Source organism: Mitsuaria sp. GD03876 (genome assembly GCF_029840635.1).
GTDB lineage: Bacteria > Pseudomonadota > Gammaproteobacteria > Burkholderiales > Burkholderiaceae_C > Roseateles.
On the sequence record NZ_JAOCCU010000050.1, the window covers coordinates 14,017 to 37,211 of the forward strand.

The 23,195-nt window shown below is 72.0% G+C and carries 17 protein-coding genes; 7 read left to right on the forward strand and 10 right to left on the reverse strand.

The window, feature by feature from the left end; all coding sequences use genetic code 11:
- Nucleotides 1-26 precede the first annotated feature (26 nt).
- The 3 genes from N5D62_RS23785 to N5D62_RS23795 all read right to left on the reverse strand — a co-directional run bounded on the left by N5D62_RS23785 (nt 27) and on the right by N5D62_RS23795 (nt 4,750).
- Nucleotides 27-1,325: a carotenoid 1,2-hydratase gene (locus N5D62_RS23785; protein ID WP_279760433.1), complete on the reverse strand. Its 1,299-nt coding sequence runs from the start codon at nt 1,323-1,325 to the stop codon at nt 27-29.
- On the reverse strand, nt 1,325-3,997 hold the full coding sequence (locus N5D62_RS23790; RefSeq protein ID WP_279760434.1) for an ABC transporter permease: 2,673 nt from the start codon (nt 3,995-3,997) through the stop codon (nt 1,325-1,327). The genes N5D62_RS23785 and N5D62_RS23790 overlap by 1 nt, the downstream gene beginning before the upstream one ends.
- 93 nt (nt 3,998-4,090) lie before the next feature.
- A complete protein-coding gene (locus tag N5D62_RS23795) occupies nt 4,091-4,750 on the reverse strand; it encodes an ABC transporter ATP-binding protein (protein ID WP_279760435.1) in 660 nt (219 codons plus the stop codon).
- Between the two features lie 424 nt (nt 4,751-5,174).
- On the opposite strand from N5D62_RS23795, the gene N5D62_RS23800 reads away from it, so the two are divergent.
- Nucleotides 5,175-5,957: a hypothetical protein gene (locus N5D62_RS23800; protein WP_279760436.1), complete on the forward strand. Its 783-nt coding sequence runs from the start codon at nt 5,175-5,177 to the stop codon at nt 5,955-5,957.
- 12 nt (nt 5,958-5,969) lie between these two features.
- Here N5D62_RS23800 and miaA read toward each other — a convergent pair whose 3' ends face one another.
- From miaA to mutL, 3 genes are all read right to left on the reverse strand, one after another.
- Nucleotides 5,970-6,893, reverse strand: coding sequence for a tRNA (adenosine(37)-N6)-dimethylallyltransferase MiaA (gene miaA / locus N5D62_RS23805; protein WP_279760452.1), 924 nt, complete (start codon nt 6,891-6,893; stop codon nt 5,970-5,972).
- 59 nt (nt 6,894-6,952) lie between these two features.
- Nucleotides 6,953-8,704, reverse strand: coding sequence for a pseudouridine synthase (locus N5D62_RS23810; protein WP_279760437.1), 1,752 nt, complete (start codon nt 8,702-8,704; stop codon nt 6,953-6,955).
- 72 nt (nt 8,705-8,776) lie between these two features.
- Nucleotides 8,777-10,783, reverse strand: a complete 2,007-nt coding sequence (gene mutL / locus N5D62_RS23815; RefSeq protein WP_279760438.1) for a DNA mismatch repair endonuclease MutL — start codon at nt 10,781-10,783, stop codon at nt 8,777-8,779.
- Between the two features lie 93 nt (nt 10,784-10,876).
- Between mutL and N5D62_RS23820 the strand changes: the two genes are divergently transcribed.
- Both N5D62_RS23820 and N5D62_RS23825 read left to right on the forward strand, forming a co-directional pair.
- Nucleotides 10,877-11,524 carry a DedA family protein gene (locus N5D62_RS23820; protein ID WP_279760439.1) on the forward strand — a complete coding sequence of 216 codons (648 nt, stop codon included), beginning with the start codon at nt 10,877-10,879 and terminating at the stop codon, nt 11,522-11,524.
- 109 nt (nt 11,525-11,633) lie between these two features.
- Nucleotides 11,634-15,077 carry a S41 family peptidase gene (locus N5D62_RS23825; protein ID WP_279760440.1) on the forward strand — a complete coding sequence of 1,148 codons (3,444 nt, stop codon included), beginning with the start codon at nt 11,634-11,636 and terminating at the stop codon, nt 15,075-15,077.
- Between the two features lie 153 nt (nt 15,078-15,230).
- On the opposite strand, the gene N5D62_RS23830 is transcribed toward N5D62_RS23825, so the two are convergent.
- Nucleotides 15,231-16,613, reverse strand: a complete 1,383-nt coding sequence (locus N5D62_RS23830) for an N-acetylmuramoyl-L-alanine amidase (protein WP_279760453.1) — start codon at nt 16,611-16,613, stop codon at nt 15,231-15,233.
- A gap of 181 nt (nt 16,614-16,794) precedes the next feature.
- Nucleotides 16,795-17,301, reverse strand: coding sequence for a tRNA (adenosine(37)-N6)-threonylcarbamoyltransferase complex ATPase subunit type 1 TsaE (tsaE, locus tag N5D62_RS23835; protein ID WP_279760441.1), 507 nt, complete (start codon nt 17,299-17,301; stop codon nt 16,795-16,797).
- Nucleotides 17,302-17,396: 95 nt separating this feature from the next.
- Between tsaE and queG the strand changes: the two genes are divergently transcribed.
- Nucleotides 17,397-18,476 carry a tRNA epoxyqueuosine(34) reductase QueG gene (queG, locus tag N5D62_RS23840; protein WP_279760454.1) on the forward strand — a complete coding sequence of 360 codons (1,080 nt, stop codon included), beginning with the start codon at nt 17,397-17,399 and terminating at the stop codon, nt 18,474-18,476.
- On the opposite strand, the gene N5D62_RS23845 is transcribed toward queG, so the two are convergent.
- Nucleotides 18,454-19,335 carry a LysR family transcriptional regulator gene (locus N5D62_RS23845; protein WP_279760442.1) on the reverse strand — a complete coding sequence of 294 codons (882 nt, stop codon included), beginning with the start codon at nt 19,333-19,335 and terminating at the stop codon, nt 18,454-18,456. The genes queG and N5D62_RS23845 overlap by 23 nt on opposite strands.
- A gap of 134 nt (nt 19,336-19,469) precedes the next feature.
- Here N5D62_RS23845 and N5D62_RS23850 point away from each other — a divergent pair, with 134 nt between their 5' ends.
- Both N5D62_RS23850 and N5D62_RS23855 read left to right on the forward strand, forming a co-directional pair.
- Nucleotides 19,470-20,363 carry an amino acid ABC transporter substrate-binding protein gene (locus N5D62_RS23850; protein ID WP_279760443.1) on the forward strand — a complete coding sequence of 298 codons (894 nt, stop codon included), beginning with the start codon at nt 19,470-19,472 and terminating at the stop codon, nt 20,361-20,363.
- Between the two features lie 52 nt (nt 20,364-20,415).
- Nucleotides 20,416-21,222 (forward strand): amino acid racemase, encoded by an 807-nt coding sequence (locus tag N5D62_RS23855; RefSeq protein WP_279760444.1) that lies wholly within the window; start codon nt 20,416-20,418, stop codon nt 21,220-21,222.
- Here the strand turns inward: N5D62_RS23855 and N5D62_RS23860 are convergent.
- On the reverse strand, nt 21,158-22,045 hold the full coding sequence (locus N5D62_RS23860; protein WP_279760445.1) for an AEC family transporter: 888 nt from the start codon (nt 22,043-22,045) through the stop codon (nt 21,158-21,160). The two genes, N5D62_RS23855 and N5D62_RS23860, sit on opposite strands and share 65 nt — an antisense overlap.
- 149 nt (nt 22,046-22,194) lie before the next feature.
- On the opposite strand from N5D62_RS23860, the gene N5D62_RS23865 reads away from it, so the two are divergent.
- On the forward strand, nt 22,195-23,172 hold the full coding sequence (locus tag N5D62_RS23865) for a tripartite tricarboxylate transporter substrate binding protein BugE (RefSeq protein ID WP_279760446.1): 978 nt from the start codon (nt 22,195-22,197) through the stop codon (nt 23,170-23,172).
- The last annotated feature ends 23 nt before the right edge of the window (nt 23,173-23,195 follow it).

Genomic DNA, 23,195 nt, shown 5'->3' on the forward strand with positions numbered 1-23,195 from the left:
CACGGATGACCGGTCTCCGTCCCGCGCTACAGCGGCACCTGCCCCGTGTACCCCGTCATCTCCAGGTACCCCCAGCCCAGCGTGCGGCCGGCCTCGTCGGCCAGGCGCGCGACGCCTTCCCAGTACGGGAATCCGGTGCTGCGGCGCGCGTCGATCTCCTGCGCGGCGTAGGCCGCCTCGATGAGGAACACGCCCTTGGGCGAGCGGATCCGCCATCGCACCGGGTACCGCGCCAGGCTCACCGGGCTGGTCCAGAACGCGAGCGGCTCGAACGCCAGTTGCTGTTGCAGGTCCGTCTGCGCGCCACCGCGCGACGCCGGCTCGCGCCAGCTGCCGCCCGTCCAGACGACCCGGCCATCCTGGCCGCGCATCTGGAACAGCGTCAGCGCCGTGCCGTCGTCCAGGTTCAGGCCGAGCCAGTCCCAGCCCATCGCGCGTTCCCGCGACGTCTCGGCGCCGCGGCCGAGGTACTGGTTGCTCCACTCGTGATCGAGCCATGCCCGCGTCCGCACCTCGCGCGAGCCGCCCTCGCGCAGCACCAGCCGGCCCGTGCCGCTCAATTGCGGCTCGCTGACGTAGCGGCTCGCCTGCTGCGGGTCTGGCCCCTTGCGCGACCAGCCCGCGTCGCCTTGCAGCAGCGGCGCCTGCGGGGCGTCCAACGTCAGTTCGAGCGCGAAACCGGCGGGCTCGCTCGGCATGCGCAGCAGGTAGCGGCTACGGCCGTCGGGGCCGTCCAGGCGCCGCAACAGCCAGTCGCCCAGGCGCACCTGCGTGTCGTCGATCTCGGCGCGGGCATTCGCGAAGCCGTGCCGCAGCACCCGCTGGTCGTGCAGCAGCCGCTGGCGGCCGAGGTCCGAGATCGCCGCATGCCCGAGCATCACCTGCGACGGCGCGAAGGCGCCTTGCAGCGGGCGCTTCAAGTCGTTGCGCACCCGGAAGAACGTCAGCTGGAAACCGAAGTCGGGGCGCGCGTCCGCCGAAGGCGTCGACGTGCCGGCATGCAGCACGCCGGTGACGTACCACCACTCGACGCGCGTCTCGGGGTGGGCGCCGTGATCGCGGGGGAAGTGGAGAGGGGCAGCCGACAGCGGTTCCGCGCTCGACGGCATGCCGGCCACGTCGGTCGACTGCGACTGCGCTTGCGACCGCGACTGTGGCTGCGGCTGCGACTGCGGCTGCGACTGCGGCTGCGATTGCGCCCGCGGCGATGTCGACCATGACGACGATGGCGACTGGGCTTGAGCCTCGAGCGGCGTCAGCGCCGCCTGCGCGCCCATCAGCCCGGCGGCGCCGAGTCCCTTCAGCAGCGGACGCCGTCCGATCATCACCAGTCCTCCCGCACCGCGCGCAGCGCCTCGCCCTGGCCGGCGCGCAGCGCGCGGGCGCTGGCCCAGGCCGCCGTCGCGGCGGTCGCGAGCAGGCTGGCCGCCAGCAGCGCGGCGACCCGCCAGACCGGCACCGACCAGTCCATGCTCCAGTGGAAGCTCTGCGGATTGAGCCGGAACACCAGCACCGCGCTGATCGCCAGGCCCACCAGCAGCCCCATCGCCGCGCCCGCCACCGCCTGCAGCAGGCTCTCGGCCAGCACCAGCCGGCGCAGCATCCCGCGCGTCAGCCCCAGGTGCAGCAGCAGGCCGAACTCGCGCCTTCGGGCCAGCAGTTGCGCCGACAGGCTCGCCGCCACGCCGAACAGGCCCAGCCCGAGTCCCACCGCCTGCAGCCAGTAGGTGATCGCGAAGCTGCGGTCGAAGATCGCCAGCGAGAAGCGCCGCAGCTCGCCGGCCGACGCGATCTCCAGCGACTCCGGCGCGCCCGAGGCCTCGCGCAACGCCTGCTGCACCGCGACCGGATCGGCGCCGGGCCGCAGCCACAAGGCCAGCTCGGTGATCGCGGCGTCGCCGCTCAGGCGCTCCCAGTCGCGCCGCTCCATCAGCACCGCGCCGGTCTGGCGGCTGTAGTCGCGCCAGATCGCCTTCACCGCCACGGGCAGCTGGCGGCCTTCGAGCCGCAACATGAAGCGGTCGCCCGGCGCCAGGCGCAGCTCGTCGCGCATCGCCTCGTTGATGTAGACCGGCTGTGCGTCGGCCGGCAGTGTGGCTGCGGGGCCCTGCAGCGGCAGCTGGTGGTCCAGCGGCCGCGCCAGCAAGGTCGTGCTGCCGGCCATGCCGCGCACGGTGACGCCGACGGCGCGCGTGCGCTGCGCGGCGACGCGTTCGATGCCCGGCAGCGCCGCCGCCGACGCGGCCAGCCCCGGCGGCATCGGCTGTCCCTGCTGGGCGCTGTCGCGGGCGGTCTGGCGCAGGTAGAGGTCGGCTGGCAGCATGTCGCCGAGCCACTGGTCGAGCGAGTGCCGGAAGCTCGCCACCATGATCAGCATCGCCACCGCGAGCGCCAGCGCGACCAGCACGCCGGCGATCAGGCGTCCCGCCTCGCCGGCCTGGTCGCGGGCGCGCTCGACGGCCAGCAGCGGCAAGGCGCGCCGCGCGGCCCAGCCGCGCAGCAGGCCGGTGATCGCGCGCAGCACGAAGGGCACCGTGCCCAGCGCGCCCAGCAGCAGCGCCACCATGGACGCGTAGGCGCCCAGCGGGATGCCGTCGATCGGGCGCATGCGGCTCAGCGGCAGCGCGGCGATCAGCAGCGCCGGCCCGAACCACCACCAGCGGCCCGTGTCCTGGCCGCCGCCCAGGCCCTTGAGCACCTGCGCGACCGGCAGGCGACGCAAACGCGCCAGCGGCAGCGCGGCAGCACCCAGGCTCACCAGCGGGCCGAGCGCGAGCAGGCCGACGATCGAGGCCGGCGTCGTGCGCAGCTCCGGCCGGCCGCCGCCGCCGATGAGCCCGCTGCCCAGGTCGCCGCCGAGCGCGCGCAGGCCGAGTTCCGCCAGCCCCATCGCCAGGCCCAGGCCGAGGACCGCGCCGGCCAGGCCGAGCAGCAGCGCTTCCGACACCAGCAGCGCGAAGCGCTGGCGCGCGCTCATGCCGAGCACGCCCAGCAGCGCGAGCTGCGGCAGCCGTTGCGCGACCGACAGGCTGTGCACCGCGAAGACCATGAACGCGCCGACGAACAGCGCCATCAGCGACAGCACGCCGAGGTTGAGGCGGTAAGCGCGGGTCAGGCGGCGCGCCTCGTCGGCCTGCTGGCGGGCCTGGTCCTGCGGCGCTTGCGCCAGCACGCCGGGCTGCCAGGCGATGGGCACCGGGCGGCCCGCGGCCATGCGCAGCAGGATCGCGTCCAGTTGGCCGGGCCGGTGTAGCAGCTGCTGCGCCCAGGCGATGTCGACGATCACCAGCGCCTGCTGGCGATCCGGGATGCGGCCGGCGACGGGAAGCGGCGCCGGCTCGTCGGGGAGGTCGATGCGCAACGCGGTCGGCATGCGCGAGGGCATTGAGCCGTCGACATCGGTCGACGGAGATGCCGATCCCGATGCCGATCTCGTCGCCGCTGTCGATCTCACGGCTTCATCGACGGGAGGCGGGCCGAATCCCAGCCGATCCAAGGCGGCGTCGCTGATCAGTAGCGCCGGCTCGCGCAGCGCGCGGGCCGGGTCCGCGCCGTCGAACCGTGGCAGCCATTGCGGATGGAAGGTGCCGAGCTGCACCAGGTCCAGGCCGATCAGCCGCACGCGCTGCCACTGGCCGTCGCGCGCCTGGATGCGGATGCTGGCGTCCAGCCGAGGCGCCAGCGCGGCGATGTCCTCGCGCGCCGCGAGTTCGCCATAGAAGCCATCGGACAGCGGCGCCGCGCCCGGCGCGGCGGTGAGCTCCACGTCGGCCTGCGCGCTGCTCTGGCGCGCGGCGGACTCGAACTGCGCCAGCGCCGAACCATTGATCCAGTGCACCGCGCCGGCCAAGGCCAGCCCCAGCGCGATCGTCAGCAGCGCGGCCAACTGCCGGCCCCATTGCAGCCGCAAGGCCGGCCACGACAGCTGCCACCACCAGCCCCAGGCGCGCCGCAACGCGCCGGGCGAGGAGGGGGAAGGGCTGGCGGCGTCGGTCATCGCGGTGGCTGTGGGCTGTGGGCTGTGCAGTGGGCAGCGGTGCTGGGCCAGGGCTAGGTGTTGGGTGCCACGCGAGGGCGAGCGAGGTCGGCCTCAGGCCGCGACCAGGTGCCCGTTCTCCAGCCGCAGTCGCCGGTCGGCGAGCTCCGCGGCATGGGCCGAGTGCGTGACCAGCAGGCAAGCCGCGCCCTGGTCGCGCAGCTGCTGGCGCAGCAGCCGCATCACCTGGTCGGCATGCGCGGGATCGAGGTTGCCGGTCGGCTCGTCGGCCAGCACCAGCACCGGCCGGTGCACCAGCGCGCGGGCGATCGCCACGCGCTGCAGCTGGCCGCCGGACAACTGGCGCGGCAGGTGCCGCGACTGGGCCGCGAGGCCGACGGCCTCGAGCATCTCGGCGACTCGCTTCGGATCGGGCCGGCCCTGCAGCAGCAGCGGCAGCCCGACGTTGTCCTGCACGTTCAGGTGGGGCAGCACGTGGAAGGCCTGGAACACGAAGCCCAGTTGCTCGCGCCGCAGCCGCGCTTGTCCGGCTTCGTCCAGCGCCAGGATGTCGCGGCCCTGCAGCACGACCTGGCCGCGGTCCAGCGGCTCCAGCGCGGCCAGGCCGTTGAGCAGCGTCGACTTGCCGCTGCCGGACTCGCCGAGCAGGGCCAGCATCTCGCCGCGATGCAGCGTCAGCGACAGGTGCTCGAACAGCGTTTGCGCGCCGTAGCGCTTGGTCAGGCCCGTGGCGGTCAGCAGGGGGACGTCCATCGATCGGTCGGGGGAGGTCGATCGGGGGATTGTGGCGCCAGTCCGTGCGGCATCCCGTCGATGCGCGCTCGCCGCCGATCATGGATCGCCCCGAAGCGGCGCTCACAAGGGTTTGCGGCCGTCTAGCGCATCGTGTTGGGTGGTCTGACTGGTTTTGGTTGCTTTGTCGCCATCAGAACCGGTGTTCGCTGGTCACTGTCCTGCATCGACATCGCCGCCTGGCAATGCTGACCAGCTTCCAGGAGGCACACCCTTGAAAGGGCCATCCATGCATCGCCTCGACTCCACCGGCGCTTCCTCCGGTTCATCGACCCACAGTTCCGACGACGTCGGAAGCCGCGACACGGGTTCGTCCGGCCGCGCAGGCCGCAACGGATCCGCGCGACCCGACTGGTTGCCGCACGGGCGGATGCCGGCGGCGCTGTTGACCGTGGCCCCCGAGCTGGGGTCGCTCCGTCAGATCGACGGCCGGCCGGTGGCGCATGCGACCTTGCAGACCATGCTCGCCGACCGCTCGCCGGTGATCCAGGCCGCGATGCCTGCCGGCGCGGGCCGAGCCACCACGGAGGAGGCCATGAGTTTCCTGGGCATGCTGGTGACGCATGGCGTGCGCGAGCTGCTGGTGGCGCGGGAGTCGGCGCAGGACGGCGCGCCGGGCGACGCGCGCGCCGCGACGTTCCTGGACGACCTGCGTCGCAAACGGCATGGTGCCGTCTGGTCGGCCGACCAGCCCGACCGCAGCCTGGCCCGCGTCTGCGTGGCGCTGGGCGCGGTGGGCCAGCCGGGGCGCGACCCGGCCGACATGCGCATCGAGTGGCAGGCGCCCGGTCCGCAGTTGCTGTCCCACCGGCTGCGGGTGCAGGAGATCGACCTTTCAGGCTCCCCCGTGGAGGTGATGCGCCGGATCGAGTCGTTCTGCAACCGCCGCGACGAGCGCACCGGACGCTGGGCCCGCACGCCGGTCGCCATCGCGGGCGCGAGCGGCACCGGCGCCTCGGCCGCGGCGATCCTGCTGATGAATGAATTGCTGGCTCGGCGCGAGCAGGTGAAGGGCGCGTCGGGGCGTCACCTGAGCGAATCGCCCGGCGACCGGCTGCGGCAAATGAAGCAGGACCTGGTGGACGGGGTGGATCGGCTGCCCGGGCGACTGATGCCGGTCGTCGAGACCGGCATCAAGCTGATCGCGATCGCCGCGGATGACGCGTGAGGCCCGCGCCGCTCAGCCGATCGCCGCGGTGATGAGCCGGTCGAGCGCGTCGCTCGCTTCGGCCGGCACGATGCGGCGCGCGGGCATGCTGCGCAGCCAGGTGATCTGGCGCTTGGCGAGCTGGCGCGTCGCCGCGGTGCCGAGCTCCTGCAGCGCCGCGAGGTCGGGCGAGGCCTCGTCGGCGTCGAGCAGTTCCCACGCCTGCCGATAGCCGACGCAGCGCATCGACGGCAGGCCCAGGTGCAGGTCGCCGCGCGCGCGCAGGCGGCGCACCTCGTCGACGAAGCCTTGGTCCAGCATCTGCGCGAAGCGACGCGCCAGGCGCTCATGCAGCCAGCCACGCGCCTCGTCGGACGGCTCCAGCGAGATCAGCGGCCAGTCGACGCCCTGCGCGCGCTGGCGCTTGTAGAGCGCCGACATCGGCTCGCCGCTGAGCAGGCAGACCTCCAGCGCGCGCTGGATGCGCTGCGCGTCCAGCGGCGCCAGGCGCGCCGCCGTCTCGGGATCGAGCGTCGCCAGCCGGGCATGCATCGCCGGCCAGCCGTCGCGCGCGGCCTCCGCGTCGAGCTGCGCGCGCAACGCCGGATCGGCCTGCGGCAGTTCGGACAGGCCGTCGAACAGCGCCTTGAAATACAGCATCGTCCCGCCGACCAGCAGCGGGCGCGCGCCGCGGGCCTGGATCTCCGGCACCAGCCGCGTCGCGTCGCGGACGAACTGCGCGGCCGAGTAGCTGTCGGTCGGCTCGAGGAGGTCGATCAGGTGATGCGGCACCTCGGCCAGCTCGTCGGCCGTCGGCTTGGCGGTGCCGATGTCCATGCCGCGGTAGACCAGCGCGGAATCGACGCTGACGATCTCCACGCGCTGACGGCGCGCGATCGCCAGCGCGGCGGCGGTCTTGCCGCAGCCGGTCGGGCCGGCGATGCACAGCGGACTCAGGTCGGGATCAGGGCGCGCGAGCGCAGCGGACGTCGGGGACGACGCGGCCGGAGGCAGGCTCAAAAGCGCTCCCACGGCGCGAGGTAACGCCACTGGCCCGGAGGCAGCTGGCCCAGCGGAATGCGGCCGATGCGCACGCGCTTGAGCGCGAGCACCTTCAGGCCGACGAGCTCGCACATCCGGCGGATCTGCCGCTTGCGGCCCTCGCGCAGCACGAAGCGCAGCTGGTCCTCGTTGGCCCAGCTGACCTTGGCCGGCTTGAGCTGCACGCCATCGAGTTCCAGGCCGTGGTTCAGCAGCGCGATCGCGCGCGGATCGAGCGTGTGCTGCGGATGGCGCTCGGGGTCGCCGCCCTCGACGGCGACGCGCACCAGGTATTCCTTCTCCACGTCGGAGTCGTCGCCGATCAGGTGGCGCGCGATGCGGCCGTCCTGCGTCAGCACCAGCAGGCCGGTGGAGTCGATGTCGAGCCGGCCGGCTGGCGCCAGGCCGCGGCCGTGGCCCGGCGCCCAGGCGATCTTGGCGGGGTCCTCGCCCCAGTGGGTGTCGGCCTTGACCAGCACCGACGCGGGTTCGTAGCCGTCCTCGGCCTGGCCGGAGACGTAGCCGATCGGCTTGTGCAGCAGGATGGTGACGCGCTGCGCCTGCTGCTCGCGGGCGGCGGGATCCACCTCGATCTTCGCGTCCGGGCCGACGCGCTGGCCCAGCGTCGCAGGCTCGCCGTCGACGGTGACCCAGCCGGCCTCGATCCATTCGTCGGCCTCGCGGCGCGACGCCAGGCCCAACTCGCTCATGCGCTTGGACAGGCGCTCGCCGGCGTCCGGGTCGGCCAGGCGCGCGGGCGCGGGTTGACGCGGCGCGTCGGGCTTGCGCGGACGGTCGGTGCGCTCGGCGCGTTCCTCGCGTTCGGCGCGGGCGTGCACGTCGGAGAGCGGCGGGTCGCGGCGCTCGCCGGCGGGCGCGCGGCGCGGCCGGTCGTCGCCGTAGCGGGAACCTTCACCGTAGCGGGAGCCCTCAGCCCCGTGGCGCGGGCCTTCCGAGTTGTGGCGGGAGCCTTCGCGCGATCCTTCAGGGCCGCGGCCGTAGCGATTGCCGCCGCGATCGTCGTCGCGGCGCGGGCGGTCGCCGAAGGGGCGGTCGCCGTAAGGACGGTCGCCATAGGGACGGTCCGCGCCCGGGCGGTCGCCGTAGGCGCGATCACGCGGGGGCCGATCGCCATAAGGCCGGTCGCCATGGGGACGATCCCCTTGCGGCCGGTCGCCGTAGCCGCGCTCGCCTTGCGGGCGTCCCGGGCCGCTGCCGTAGCGGTCGTCGCGGCGCGGGCGGTCGTTGTCGTAGCGGGGGCGATCGCCGTGGGAGCGCTGCTCGCCACCCTCGCGCGACGGGCCGCCGAAGCCGCGGCGGTCGTCGCGACCGGCATCGCGGCCGCCTTCTCGCGGTCCACGCTCGGGGCGATCGCCGAAACCGCCGGCGCGCGGCCCGCGGTCCGGGCGGTCGCCGTAGCCGCCTTCACGCGGCGGACGTCCGCCGCGTTCCTGGCGCTCATTGCGGTCCGGGCGGCCGCCGGGGCCGGCCCGGCGCTCGTCGCGGCCCTGCGGACCGCCGCGGCGATCCTGGCGCTCCTCCTCGGCGCGGCGCTGCTGGAACTGCGCCTCGCGCTCGGCGCGGTCGGCCTGCGCCTTCGCCAGCGTCGGGCGCGGCTTGTTGACGCCCTTGCCACGCAGAGGCGCGCGGCGGGGACCCTTGTCCGAGGAGCCGTCCGCGGACGTCGCGTCGGCCGATTTGTTCTTGTTGAGCTTGAGCGTGGCCATGTCGGTACTGCTTCTGGTGAATTTGGGGAGGGCCGCGGGGCGGGCAGGGCGAACGTGGTGAGTCCGTCGAACTCAGCGCCCGCGCAGGAACAGCGCGTCGAGGTCGCGGATGGTCAATTGACGCCAGGTCGGGCGCCCGTGGTTGCACTGGTCGGCGCGTTCGGTGCGCTCCATGTCGCGCAGCAGCGCGTTCATCTCGTCGATCGTCAATTGCCGGTTGGCCCGCACCGCGCCGTGGCAGGCCATCGTGGCGAGGATCTCGTGCTGCGCGCGCTCGATCGCATGGCTGGCGTCGAACTGCGCCAGTTCGGCCAGCACGCCGCGGGCCAGCTCGACGACGTCGCCGCCGGCCAGCAGCGCCGGGCGCTCGCGCACGGCCAGCACCTTGGCCGACAGCGGCGCGACATCCAGGCCGAGCCGGCGCAGCGTGTCGGCATGCGCCTCGGCGGTGGCGATCTCGGCCGGCGTGGCGGCGAAGGTCACCGGGATCAGCAGCGGCTGCGCGTCGATGCGGGTCTCGCCGAGCGCGGCCTTCAGCCGCTCGTAGACGACGCGCTCATGGGCCGCGTGCATGTCGACGATCACCAGGCCCTGGGCGTTCTCGGCCAGCACGTAGATGCCCTGGATCTGCGCGATCGCGCGGCCCAGCGGCCATTCGCCGGCCTGGCTGGCGGGCAGCGGGGCGGCCGGCGCGGCGCCGAGCATCGACAGCGCCGCGGAGGCCGCCGGCGCGGTGGGCAGCCCGGGGGGAGGGGCGTTGGCGTACAGCGCCTCGGCCTGCTCGAGCGCGAGCGCCGTCTGCGCGCGGGTCGGGATCGGCGCCCGCCAGCCCTCGGGGCCGGCGAACCGGGACGACGGCGCCTGATACGGCGCGGGCGGCTCGTAGGCCGCGACGCCGGGGCCGGCCGTCTCGCCGCCGGACGGGGCGGCCGCGCCCTGTTCCCAGGCGGGCGTGCCGGTCCAGCGCTGGCGGCCGGCGGCGGCGGGTTCGGGCGCGGAAGCGGCACCAGCGGCGGCCTGCGCCGCCTCGTCGCTGCGCGAGAGCGCCAGCGCGGCCACGACCGCGCGGCGCACCTGCTGGTGGATCTCGCGGCCGTCGCGGAAGCGGACCTCGATCTTGGTCGGATGGACGTTGACGTCGACCAGCTCCGGCTGGACGTCGATGAACAGCACGTAGGTCGGCTGGCGGTGGCCGTGCAGCACGTCGTCGAAGGCGGAGCGGATCGCGTGGGCGATCAGCTTGTCGCGCACGTAGCGGCCGTTGACGTAGACGTACTGCATGTCGGCCCGGGCGCGCGCGGCCTCGGGCAGGCCGACGCGGCCGTGGATGCGCATCGGGCCGACCTCGGCGAAGACCTCGCGGCTCTGCGCGATGAAGTCCTCGTTGAGGACCTCGGCGATGCGCTGCGGCAGCGGCGCCGCGCGCCACTGGTCGACCAGCTTGCCCTCGTGCCAGACGGCGAAGCCGACGTCGGGGCGGGCCAGCGCGTGGCGGCGCAGCGCCTCCAGGCAGTGGGCGAGCTCGGTGCCTTCGCTCTTGAGGAACTTGCGGCGCGCGGGCGTGTTGAAGAACAGCTCGCGGACCTCGACCGAGGTGCCCCGGGCGCGGGCGGCGGGGCTCAACTCGCCGGTGCGGGCCTCCAGGCGCCAGGCATGGGTGGCGCCGGTGAAGCGCGAGACGATGGCCAGCTCGGCGATGGAGGAGACGGCGGCGAGCGCCTCGCCGCGGAAGCCCATGGTGGCGACGGCCTCGAGGTCGTTCAGGCTGCCGATCTTGGAGGTGGCATGGCGCTTGATGGCCAGGGGCAACTCGCCGTCGGGGATGCCGTGGCCGTCGTCCTCGACGATGAGGCTGCGGATGCCGCCGGCGATCAGCTTGAGCTGGATCTGGGCGGCGCCGGCGTCCAGCGCGTTGTCGACCAGTTCGCGCACGACGGAGGACGGGCGTTCGACGACCTCGCCGGCGGCGATCTGGCTGATCAGTTCATCGGGAAGTTCGCGGATCGCGCGCCGCGCCGCGAGGTCGGCGGGGGCGGAGGCGGCCGTGGCATCCGCCGTCGGGGCGAGGGTGTCGTCCATGGGGGGCGATTGTAAGGAGGTGCGGGATTCCAGGCTGTTCGCGCTTCGGTTCTTCACATCGGCATCAGGAACCGCCCTCCATAATCCGCGCCCATGGATCTGATGCACTTCCTCCTCGACTTCATCCTGCATGTCGACAAGCACCTCGCCGAGTTCGTCGCCGCCTACGGCACCTGGGTGTACGCGCTGCTGTTCCTGATCGTGTTCGTCGAGACCGGCCTGGTCGTGATGCCCTTCCTGCCGGGCGATTCGCTGCTGTTCGTCGTCGGCGCGCTGTGCGGCACCGGCGTGATGAACCTGCCGCTGGCCATGACGGTGCTGCTGGTCGCGGCCATCCTGGGCGACCAGTGCAACTACGCGATCGGGCGCCACTTCGGGCCGAAGGTGTTCCAGTGGGAGCAGTCGCGCTTCTTCAACAAGCGCGCCTTCGACGCCGCCCATGAGTTCTACGAGAGGCACGGCGGCATCACCATCATCCTGGCGCGCTTCATGCCGTTTATCCGCACCTTCGCGCCCTTCGTGGCCGGCGTCGCCGCGATGACCCGCAGCCGCTTCACCGCCTACAACGTGATCGGTGGCGCGATCTGGGTCATCGGCCTGACGCTGGCCGGTTACCTGTTCGGCAACATCCCGTTCGTGCAGACCCATCTGTCCAAGATCATCTGGGCCATGATCCTGATCCCCGGCCTGATCGCCCTGTACGGCGGCTGGCGCGCCTCGCGCCAGAAGACCGCGGCCTGACGCCGGGAAAACACCGAGCCGCGCTGCGCGCAAACCCCCGGGGTGAGCTTCGTCACGTGAAAGCCCGGGGGCTATCCTCCCCCGCTGCTTTTCACCGTCGACAAGCCCCATGCAACTCAGCTCCCTCAGCAAGGCCATCACCCTGGCCCTGAGCCTGGGCGCCGCCATCGCGGCCGCTCCCACGCACGCCCAACAGGCGGCTTCCACTTCCACCCCGTCGGCCGCGCCGGCCCCCGCCGCCACGATGCTGCTGCGCGAGCCCGCGATCTCCGCGCGCCACCTGGCCTTCGTCTACGGCGGCGACCTCTGGATCGCCAACCGCGACGGCAGCCAGCCGCGCCGCCTGGCCGGCCATGCCGCGCCCGAGTTCGCGCCGCGCTTCTCGCCCGACGGCCAGTGGATCGCGTTCTCCGCGAGCTACGACGGCAACACCGATGTCTACGTGATCGCCGCCGCCGGCGGCCAGCCGCGCCGCCTGACCTGGCATCCCGCCGCGGACCAGGTCTCGGGCTGGAGCCCCGACGGGAAGCGCGTGCTGTTCGCCTCCAACCGCGAGGTGCTGAACAACCGCAGCAAGCAGCTGTTCGAAGTGCCGCTCGAGGGCGGTTTCGAGCGCAAGGTGATGGAGGCCGTGGCCTACGAGGGCGCCTGGTCGCCCGACGGCACGCGGCTGGCCTACCGCCCGTACCAGGCCGCCTATGTCGGCGTGAGCGGCTGGCGCCAGAGCCGCGGCGGCACGACGCCGCCGATCTGGATCCTCGATCCCAAGGGCAAGACCTGGGAGCAGATCCCCCATGTCAACGCGACGGACAGCCACCCGATCTGGATGGGCGACGAGGTCGTCTTCATCTCCGACCGCAACGACGGCGCGGCCAACCTGTTCGCGTTCAACACGAAGACCAAGGCGCTGCGCCAGCTGACGAAGGAAACCGTCTGGGACGTGCGCTGCGCCGACGGCCGCGACGGGCGCATCGTCTACGAGGCCGGCGGCCAGCTCAAGGAGATCGGCCTGGACGGCGGCGCGCCGCGCGTGCTGAACATCGCGCTGAACGAGCCGAGCAACCAGGCGCGCGTGCAGTGGAAGGACGCGTCCAAGACCATCACCGGCGCGTCGCTGTCGGCCACCGGCAAGCGCGTGGTCATCAACGCCCGCGGCGAGGTCTTCACCGTGCCGGTCAAGGACGGCGTGGTGCGCAACCTGACGCAGACCTCCGGCGTGCGCGAGAAGGACGCGCTGTGGAGCCCCGACGGCCAGCAGGTCGCCTATGTCTCCGACGAGCCCGGCATGCGCCACCAGGTCGTGATCCGCGACCAGCTCGGCGACCAGGCGGCCAACAAGCCCACCCGCAAGCTGCTGCTGCCCGAGGTCGGCTACTACTCGCTGCTGGCGTGGTCGCCCGATGGCGCGCGGCTGGTGCTCGAGGACAACCACCTCAACCTCTACCAGCTGGCGCTGAGCGGCCCGCAGTCGGGCAAGCTGGTCAAGATCGACACCAGCGAGCGCCGCGCCGGCTTCGACGTCGGCTTCTCGCCGGACGGCCGCTACCTGGCCTACACGGTGGTGGGCAAGAACTTCTTCAGCCAGGTCCGGGTGATCGACTTCCAGACCGGCCAGCAGCACACGGTGACCGACGGGCTGAGCCACGCCAACCTGCCGGTGTTCTCGACCCAGGGCGACGTGCTGTTCTTCGCCGCGTCGATCAACTCGGGCCCGGCGCAGGTCGGCCTGGACATGTCGACGCAGGAACGCGCCGTGCGCATGGGCCTGTACGCGGCGGTGCTGCGCGCGGACGGCAAGTCGCCGCTGGCGCCCAAGGCCGGCGACGAGGGCGACAAGGATCCCAAGGACAAGAAGGACGGCGACGAGGCCGACGACGAGTCCTCGGACGCCAAGGGCGCCAAGGGCGCGGAGAAGGAAGGCAAGGCCGACAAGTCCGACAAGGGCCATGGCAAGGACGACGGCAAGGACGTCAAGCCCAAGGCCAAGCCGGTGCGCATCGACTTCGCGGGCCTGAAGGACCGCATCGTCGGGCTGCCGGTGGCGACGGCGCGCTACGACGCGCTGGGCGTCGCGGAGGACGGCGCGCTGTTCTACCTCGAGCGCAAGCAGCCCGGCGTCTCGATCGAGGCCGACGGCGAGGACAGCCGCAAGGGCGACCTGTACCGCTTCGACTTCGACGAGAAGAAGACCAAGATGGTCAAGCCGCAGGTGGAGGACTACAGCCTCAGCCCGGACGGCAAGAAGCTGCTGCTGAACCTGGGCGGCGGCCGCCTGGAGATCGCCGACGCGCGCGCCAAGCTCGACACGAAGGGCATCGACCTGTCGGGCTTGAAAACCCGCATCGATCCGCGCGCGGAATGGCGCCAGATCTTCGACGAGACCTGGTGGATGGAGAAGGAGTTCTTCTACGACCCGAAGCTGCACGGCCTCGATTGGCAGGGCGTGTACCGGCGGTATGCGCCGCTGGTGGCCGGCGTGCAGCGCCGCGAGGACCTGAACGACCTGCTGGTGGAGATGATCGGCGAGCTGCAGGTGGGTCACAACCGCGTCGGCGGCGGCGACGTGCACCAGGAGCCGCGCGTCGCGGTGGGCTTGCTGGGCGCGGACTTCAGCGTCGACAACGGCAAGTACCGCATCAAGACGATCTTCAAGGGCGACCGCTGGGATCCCTACCTGAAGGCGCCGCTGGCGGCGCCGGGCCTGGGCGTCAAGGAAGGCGACTACCTGCTGGCGGTCAACGGCCAGCCGGTGGACGGCGCGCGCAACCTGTACCAGCAGCTGGAGAACACCGTCGGCAAGCAGGTGCAGCTGACGGTGTCGGCCAACGCGAACGGGCAGGGCGCGCGGCGGGTGACGGTCGAGCCGATCGCCACCGAGGGCCGGCTGCGCCAGTGGGCCTGGATCGACCACAACCGCGAGGAGGTGGATCGCCTGAGCGGCGGCAAGATCGCCTACGTCTACATGCCGGACACGGCGGGGCCGGGCTTCCAGCACTTCAACCGGATGTTCTTCGCGCAGGTCGACAAGCCAGCGCTGATCGTCGACGACCGCCGCAACGGCGGCGGCCAGGCGGCGAACTACGTGACGGAGCTGCTCAACCGCGCCTACCTGGGCAGCTGGAAGGACCGCGACGGCCTGATCTACGACACGCCGGCCGGCGCGATCTACGGTCCCAAGGCGATGCTGATCGACCAGGACGCGGGCTCGGGCGGCGACTTCATGCCGTATGCGTTCAAGCGCACGGGCCTGGGGCCGCTGATCGGCAAGCGGACCTGGGGCGGGCTGATCGGGATCGCGGCCAACCCGAGCCTGATCGACGGCGGTGTCCTGGTGGTGCCGTTCTTCCGCTTCTTCACGCCGGAAGGCCAGTGGCGCATCGAGAACGAGGGCGTCGCCCCGGACATCGATGTCGACCTGGATCCGGTGGCGGTGAACGCCGGCCGCGACGTGCAGCTCGAGGCGGCGGTCGCCAACGTGATGGAACGCCTCAAGACCTGGCAGCCCATCCAGCGCACGGTGGCGCCGCCGATGCCGACGCAAGTCGGCCAGTGATCGGCCGCGCCGATCACGCGTGAAGCGGGGCCCGTCGGGCCCCGTTTTTCATTGGCGCGCGAGATGAAGCTTGCCGCCTGCTGACGTCTTCCCACAAACCGCATGGCGCCGCGGACGCGGGCAGCGCGGCCCGATCCGGCCGCGCAGGCGCCGCTACAGCGCCCGATGCCGCGCCGACAGCGGCGGGTTCTTCGCGAAGTAGCGCGCGATGCCGGTGGCCAGCGCCTTGACCAGCTCGTCCTGGTAGTCCGGGTCGCGGAGCTTGGACTCTTCCTCGGGGTTGGAGATGAAGCCGGTCTCCACCAGGATCGACGGCACGTCGGGCGCCTTCAGCACGACGAAACCCGCCTGCTCGACGCTGCCCTTGTGCAGCTTGCCGACCTTGCCGATCTGGCCCAGCACCTCGCCGCCGAGCTTGAGGCTGTCCTTGATCTGCGCCGAGGTGCTCATGTCCAGCATCGCACGCAGCACGCCGGCATCCTTCACGACCTTGGTGTTGACGCCGCCGATCACGTCGGCCGCGTTCTCCTTGTCCGCCATCCAGCGCGCGGTGGTCGAGCTCGCGCCGCTGGTGGACAGCGCGAAGACCGACGCGCCCTTGGCCTTGGGCGTCGTGAACGCGTCCGCGTGGATGGACACGAACAGGTCGGCCTGCACCCGCCGCGCCTTGCGCACCCGCTCGCCCAGCGGGACGAAGAAATCGGCGTCGCGGGTCATCATCACGCGGATGCGGGGATTGGCGTTGAGCCGGTCGCGCAGCTTCTTGCCGATCGCCAGCACCACGTCCTTCTCCCGCAGGCCCGAGGGGCCCACCGCGCCCGGATCCTCGCCGCCATGCCCGGGATCGATCGCGATCACGATCAGCCGGTCCAGCTTGGCCTGGCTCATCTCCGGCGCCACCTCCTTGAGCGGCGGGGGAGGCGGGGGCGGCGTCTCGATCTTGGCGACCGCGCTGGCCGGCCGTTGCGCCGGCGCGGCGGCCGTCGCGCTGGCGGCGGACTCGGCCGACGAGGCCGCGGTCTGCGGCCGGTCGATGCGCCCGATCAGCTCGCCCAGCGCGTCGTTGACCGACTGCGCGGCGGCGCTCTCGGCGGCTTCCTTCTCGCGGACCAGGTCCAGCAGCGGATCGCGCTCGCGCGTCGGATACAGGTCCAGCACCAGGCGGTTCTTGTAGGCGGCCACCGGCTCGATGGTGAACACCTGGGGCGCCACCGCCTGTTTCAGGTCCAGCACGATGCGCACCACGCGCGGCTGGTTCTGGCCCACGCGCACGCCGGCGATGTACGGGTCGTCCGGCTTGACCTTGCCCAGCAGCTCCTTCAGGCCGGCGTCGAGCGACAGGCCGTCGATGTCGATGACCAGCCGGTCCGGGTTGGCCGCCAGGAAGCTCTTGGCGGCGAGCTGGCGGTCCGACTCGATCGTGACCCGCGTGTAGTCGGCGGCGGGCCAGACGCGCACCGCGACGATGCTCGCGGCATTGGCGACCGACGCGGCCAGCGCCGGCAGCACCGGGAAGCTCAGCACCACCGCGCCCATGCGGCGCAGCGCCTGGCGGCGGTCGTCCGCGGCCGTGTCGGCGCGTCTGGCGCGTGCCGCGCTTTCGGCGCTTTCGGCGTTTCTGGCGCTTCCGGCGGCGTCGGGCGTGGGGGAGGTCGGTCCGGTCATGTCTCCGTTCATGTGAGGCGTGCGGATGTGAAGCGCGGATCGCGCGTTCGGATCAATCGGAAGGGCGGGCCAGCCGCGCGGCCAGCTCGGCCAGCAGCGCCTGGCCACGCGCGGTGTGGGCCTCGGCCCGAACGTCGCGGCTGTCGTCGTCGTTGACCGCGAGCACCAGTCGCAGGTCCGGCGGCGGCAGCATGCCGGCGGCCTTGTCGGGCCATTCGCTGAGCTTGAGCCCCGGCGCGGCGAACAGGTCGCGGAACCCGGCGTCCGCCCATTCGCGCGGATCGCTGAAGCGGTAGAAGTCGAAGTGATGCGCGGGCCGGCCGTTCAGGCGCGGCGGGAGGTAGTCCTCGACCACCGCGTAGCTCGGGCTCTTGATGCGGCCGGTGACGCCCAGCGCGCGCAGCAGGTGGCGCACCAGGCTGGTCTTGCCGGCGCCCAGGCCGCCGTCGAGCTCGATGCTGACGTCGTCGATCGGGGGACAGTCGGCCAGCGCGCGCGCGAAACGCTCGCAGGCGGCCTCGTCGGGCCAATGGAATGGGCGGGTTTCTAGAATGCTCAACAGCGATGACTTCCTTGATCGACACCCCGCGGCCCGGCGCGTCCGGCGACGCCGCCCCGAGCCCCTCCCGAGACCCCGACGCGCTGGCCGCGCTGATGGTCGAGGTCCGCGCCTGGGCGCTTGAGCTCGGATTCTCACAGATTGGGGTCGCCCACATCGACCTGAGCGATGCGGAAAGCGGTTTGCAGGCCTGGCTCGACGCCGGTTTCCACGGCGAGATGCAGTACATGGCGGCCCACGGCCTCAAGCGGGCCCGCCCGGCCGAGCTGGTGCCCGGCACGATCAGCATCCTGACCGCCCGCATGGACTACCTGCCCGAGGCCGCCGGCCCCGACTGGCAGGACCGGGAATGGGCGGCGATGCGCGACCCGGCGCGAGCGCAGGTCTCGCTGTACGCCCGCGGCCGGGACTATCACAAGGTGCTGCGCCAGCGGCTGCAGCAGCTGGCCGACCGGATCCAGGCGCGGCTGGGGCCGATGGGGCATCGCGTGTTCACCGACTCGGCGCCGGTGCTGGAGGTCGAGCTGGCCAGCCGCTCGGGCATCGGCTGGCGCGGCAAGCACACGCTGACGCTGCACCGGGACAGCGGCTCGATGTTCTTCCTCGGCGAGATCTACCTGGACCTGGCGCTGCCGCCCAGCGAGCCGGTCACCGCGCACTGCGGCCAGTGCCGCGCCTGCCTCGACGCCTGCCCGACCGGCGCGATCGTCGCCCCGTACCGGCTCGACGCGCGACGCTGCATCAGCTACCTGACGATCGAGCAGGACGGCCCGATCCCGGTCGAGTTCCGCGAGGCGATCGGCAACCGCATCTACGGCTGCGACGACTGCCAACTGGCCTGTCCGTGGAACAAGTTCGCGCGCAGGAACGCGCTGCCCGACTTCGACTGGCGCGAGCCGCTCGGCGACGCGACCTTGCTGACGCTGTGGGCCTGGGACGAGGCGACCTTCCTGCGCCGCACCGAGGGCTCGGCGATCCGGCGCATCGGTCACGCGCGCTGGCGCCGCAACCTCGCGGTGGCGATGGGCAACGCGCTGCGGCAGGACCTGGCCCCGGCGCTGCGGGCCGACCTCGTCGCCGCGCTGCAGGCCGCGCGGCCGGACGCGTCGCCGCTGCTGGCCGAGCACATCGACTGGGCGCTGGCGCAGGGCCTCACGCCTCGATCGCCTGCCTGAAGGCGGCGATGAAGTCCGACACCGCCTGCGGCGAGCGCTCGCCGCGCGGCTGAAGCGCGCGCACCTCGACCGGGACCTCCGGCAGCAGCGCGCGGATGTGCAGCTCCGCGCCGCTGGCCTGCGCGGTGAAGGAATCGATGATGGCCGGACCGAATCCCTGCTCGGCCATGACCATCGCGATGTGGTGCGTCTGCACGGTGATGCCGGCGCGGGGCGTCAGCCCCAGCCGCGCCCACTGGTCCGCGAGCACCGCGCCGAGCGGGTCGCGTTCGTCGATGCGGATGAAGGGCTCGCGCAGCAGGTCCTGCAGCGCCACCGTGGCGCGCCGGTCCGCCGCGCCCTTGCCGCGCGGTGTGGCGCACACCAGCCGGCCGGTGCCCACGAGCTCGTCCGTCAGCGCCGGATGCGGCGCGCGGCCGTAGACGATGCCGACATCGCCTTCCTGCAGCGCCATCGCGCGGGCGATGTCGTTGGAATGCATCGTGCGCACCGAGATCGGCAGCGCCTTGTGGCGACGGCGGAAGAGCTGCAGCGCCCTCGGCAGCGCCTTCACCGCCAGCGAGGGCACGACCAGGATGCGGAAGTCCTGGCCTTCGCCGCCGCGCAGCGCCGTCGCCATGCGGCGCACCGACTCCAGCTGCGACATCAGCGCCTGGACCTCCGGATAGAGCGCCTGCGCCTCGCGCGTCGGGACCAGGCGGCGGCTCTGCCGGGTGAACAGCGGATAGCCGAGCTGCAGCTCGGCCAGCTGCAGCGCCTGCGTGACCGCCGGCTGCGTGACATGCAGCAGCTTGGACGCGGCGCTGACCGAGCCGGTCAGCATCACCGCATGGAAGACCTCGATGTGCTTCAGGCGCATGGGCGGCGCTCCTCGACGAACATAAGCCCAGCTTATAGGAAGCCGCGCGATGCCGATCCATCGGCGAAGCGTCGGACACTATCGTCACGGCATCCGTTCCTGGTTCATTTCACCTGTTCGAGAAAGGATTCGTCATGAGACTTCCCATTCCCCGTGCAGTCGCCGTCCTGGGCCTGGCCGCGTGCGGCGCCGCCGTCGCGCAGTCCGCGCCGACGCTGGACAAGGTCAAGGCGTCCGGCGTGATGACGGTCGCGTACCGGGAGGCGTCGATCCCGTTCTCCTACCTGGGCGCGGATGCGCAGCCCACGGGCTTCGGCTGGGAGATCTGCGGGCGTGTCGTCGAGCAGGTGAAGAAGGCCACCGGCCGCGCGGACCTGAAGGTGGCCACGCAGGCGGTGACCTCGCAGAACCGCATCCCGCTGCTGGCCAACGGCACGATCGACATCGAGTGCGGCTCCACCACCAACAACACCGAGCGCGCCAAGCAGGTCGACTTCGCGATCAACTACTTCTACACGGGCACGCGGCTGCTGGTGAAGGCGGCGTCGCCGGTGAAGAACTTCAGCGACCTGAAGGGACGCAAGGTCGTGTCGACGACCGGCACGACCAACTTCCAGGTGATGCGCCGGATGAACCAGGAGCAGAACCTGGGCTTCGAGCTGATCAGCGCCAAGGACCATGCGGACGCGGCGCTGCTGGTGCAGTCGGACCGGGTCGACGCCTTCGCGATGGACGACATCCTGCTGTACGGGCTGCGCGCCGGCGCGATCAATCCGGCGGAGCTCGCGGTGGTGGGCGACGCGGTGCAGGTCGAGCCCTACGCGATCATGGTGCGCAAGGACGATCCGGCGTTCAAGAAGCTGGTCGACGACACGCTGGCCGGGCTGATGAAGAGCGGCGAATTCGAGAAGCTCTACCGCAAGTGGTTCCAGTCGCCGATTCCGCCCAAGGGCATCAACCTGAACGCGCCGATGAGCGCCGAGCTGCAGGAGAACCTGCGCGCGCTGTCGGACAAGCCGGCCCGGTAATCCCGCGATGACGCAGTCGAACCCGCGCCCGGCGCGCGGCGAGGGCGCAGCCATGCCTGGCGCGCCCGGCGTCGTGGGCATCCTGGGCGGCATGGGACCGCTGGCGACGGTGGACTTCATGCGCAAGATGCTCGAGGCCACGCCCGCCGCGGCGGACCAGGACCACGTGCCGGTGGTGGTGAGCTCCATCCCGCAGGTGCCGGACCGCACGGCGGCGTTCCGCGGGGACGGGGACTCGCCGCTGGCGGCGATGGTGGGCAGCGGGCGGCGCCTGGTCGCGGCCGGCGCGGGGCTGCTGGTCATGCCCTGCAACACGGCCCACCTGTGGTTCGACGAACTGCAGGAAGCGCTCGGCCTGCCGATGCTGCACCTGGTCGACGCCGCGATCGACGAAGTGCTCGCGCGCGTGCCGGAAGGCGCGCCGGTGGGGCTGCTGTCGACCGACGCGACGCTGGCCTCGGGCCTCTACCTGAACCGGCGCGCGGCCGATGGACGCGGCGTGCGATGGCTGCTGCCGACCGCGGTGGAGATGCTGGAGCAGGTCATGCCGGGCATCGCGGCGGTGAAGGCCGGGCAGGTGGCGCTCGCGACGCCGCTGCTGGCGAAGGCGGCGCAGGCGCTGCGCCAGCGCGGCGCGCGGGCGCTGGTGCTGGGCTGCACCGAGATCCCGCTCGCGCTGGATGCGGCCTCGGCGGGACTGCCGGTGATCGACGCGACGGCGGCGCTGGCGCGGCGGGCGGTGGCGTGGGCGTTGGACCATCGGGCACCGCATGGCGGCGCACCGTCCGGGCGCTTCACTGCGCCAGCAGTCCCAACCACAACGGCAGCACCACCATCCCCAGCAGTGTCGACACCGTGACCAACCCCGCGACGAACGGGCCGTTGCCGCCCATCCGGACCGCCAGCACGTAGGCGCTGGAGGCCGTCGGCATCGCCGCGAACGCGAGCAGCAGCGCCGCCTGCGGCGCCGGCAACGCCAGCGCGTGGCCGATCGCCAGCGCCACCAGCGGCAGCACCAGGTGGCGGATCGACAGCAGCGCGGTCGCCAGCCACGGCGCGTCCTTCAGCGCGCCCAGGCGCAGTCCCGCGCCCACCGCCATCAGGCCCAGCGGCAAGGCCGCCAGGCCGATCTTCTGCAAGGTGATCGCCGCGGGCTCGGGCAGGCGCAGTCCGGTGAGGTTGGCCGCCAGTCCGGCCAGCGTCGACACGATCAGCGGATTGCGCGCCAACTCGCGCAGGTAGCCGTGGCCGCCATGCCGGGCCAGCGGATACACCGCCGCGACATTGGCCACCGGCACGCACACCGCGACGATCATCGCGATCCACGCCACGCCCTGCGCGCCGTGGAGCCGCTCGGCCAACGCCAGCGCGACGAAGGAATTGAAACGGAACGCCACCTGCGACCCCGACGCATGCGTCCTGGCATCGACCCCCGGCATCCAACGCAGCGCGTACGCCAGCGCGATGCCGCTGAGCATCACGGCCAGACCCGCGCCCATCAGCGCCATCGTGTCGCCCGGCGACAGGCTGCTGCGCGAGATCGAGTTGAACAGCAGCACCGGGAACAGCAGGAAGTACACGAGCTTCTCGGCCGCCTCCCAGACCGGACGGTCCAGCGGCGTGTAGCGGCACAGCAGGAACCCGGCGACGATCAACAGGAAGTCAGGCAGCAGCAACAACATCGGACAACTCGAAAGCGGCCGCAGAGTGTGCCAGCGGCAATCCCGCCCCCGTGTGAGGTCTCTACGTAGTTCCGCTAGCCTGTGTCTGTTGGTGACATATTTAAGCTGTCCCCGATCGACCCATCCACCTGTCAGAAGACGAGGAGAACATGAACCGTCGCTCGATCCTTCAACGCGGCCTGCTGCTGAGCACGCTGTCGCTGTCCTGCGCCGCGGCGCTGGCCCAGTCCTATCCCACCAAGCCGGTCAAGCTGGTCGTGCCGTTCGCCCCGGGCGGTACGACCGACATCGTCGCCCGCGTCGTCGCGCAGCACATCTCCGGTCCGCTGGGCCAGACGATGATCGTCGAGAACAAGGCCGGCGGCGGCGGCATCATCGGCGCCAACGACACCGCCAAGTCCGCGCCGGACGGCTACTCGCTGGGCGTGGCCACCGTCTCCACCACGGCCACCAACCCGGCCATCAATCCCAAGACGCCGTACAACCCGCTGACGGACTTCACGCCCATCGTGAACCTGGCCGCCACGCCCAACGTGATCGCGGTGCATCCGTCCTTCCCGGCCAAGGACTACAAGGCCTTCGTCGCCGAGCTCAAGAAGAACCCCGGCAAGTACAGCTACTCGACCTCCGGCACCGGCGGCATCGGCCACCTGCAGATGGAGCTGTACAAGAGCCTGACCGGCGTCTTCGTCACCCACATCCCGTATCGCGGCGCGGGCCCCGCGCTCAACGACACCGTCGCCGGCCAGGTGCCGATGATCTTCGACAACCTGCCCTCGGCGCTGCCCTTCATCAAGGACGGCCGCCTGGTGGCCATCGCCGTGGCCGCGCCGCAGCGCCTGGCCGTGCTGCCCAACGTGCCGACGTTCAAGGAACTGGGCCTCGAGCCGGTGAACCGCATGGCGTACTACGGCATCCTCGGCCCGAAGAACCTGCCCAAGGAGGTCGTGGCCAAGATCAACGAGGCCGCCCGCAAGACCGTCGAGATGCCCGAGGTGAAGAAGCGCATCGAGGAAACCGGCTCGATCGTCATCGGCAACTCGCCCGAGCAGTTCAGCGAGCAGATCAAGGCCGAGTTCGCGGTCTACAAGAAGGTCGTCGAGCAGCAGAAGCTCAAGCTCGACTGAGCGGCCCCGGACCCGCCCGGGTC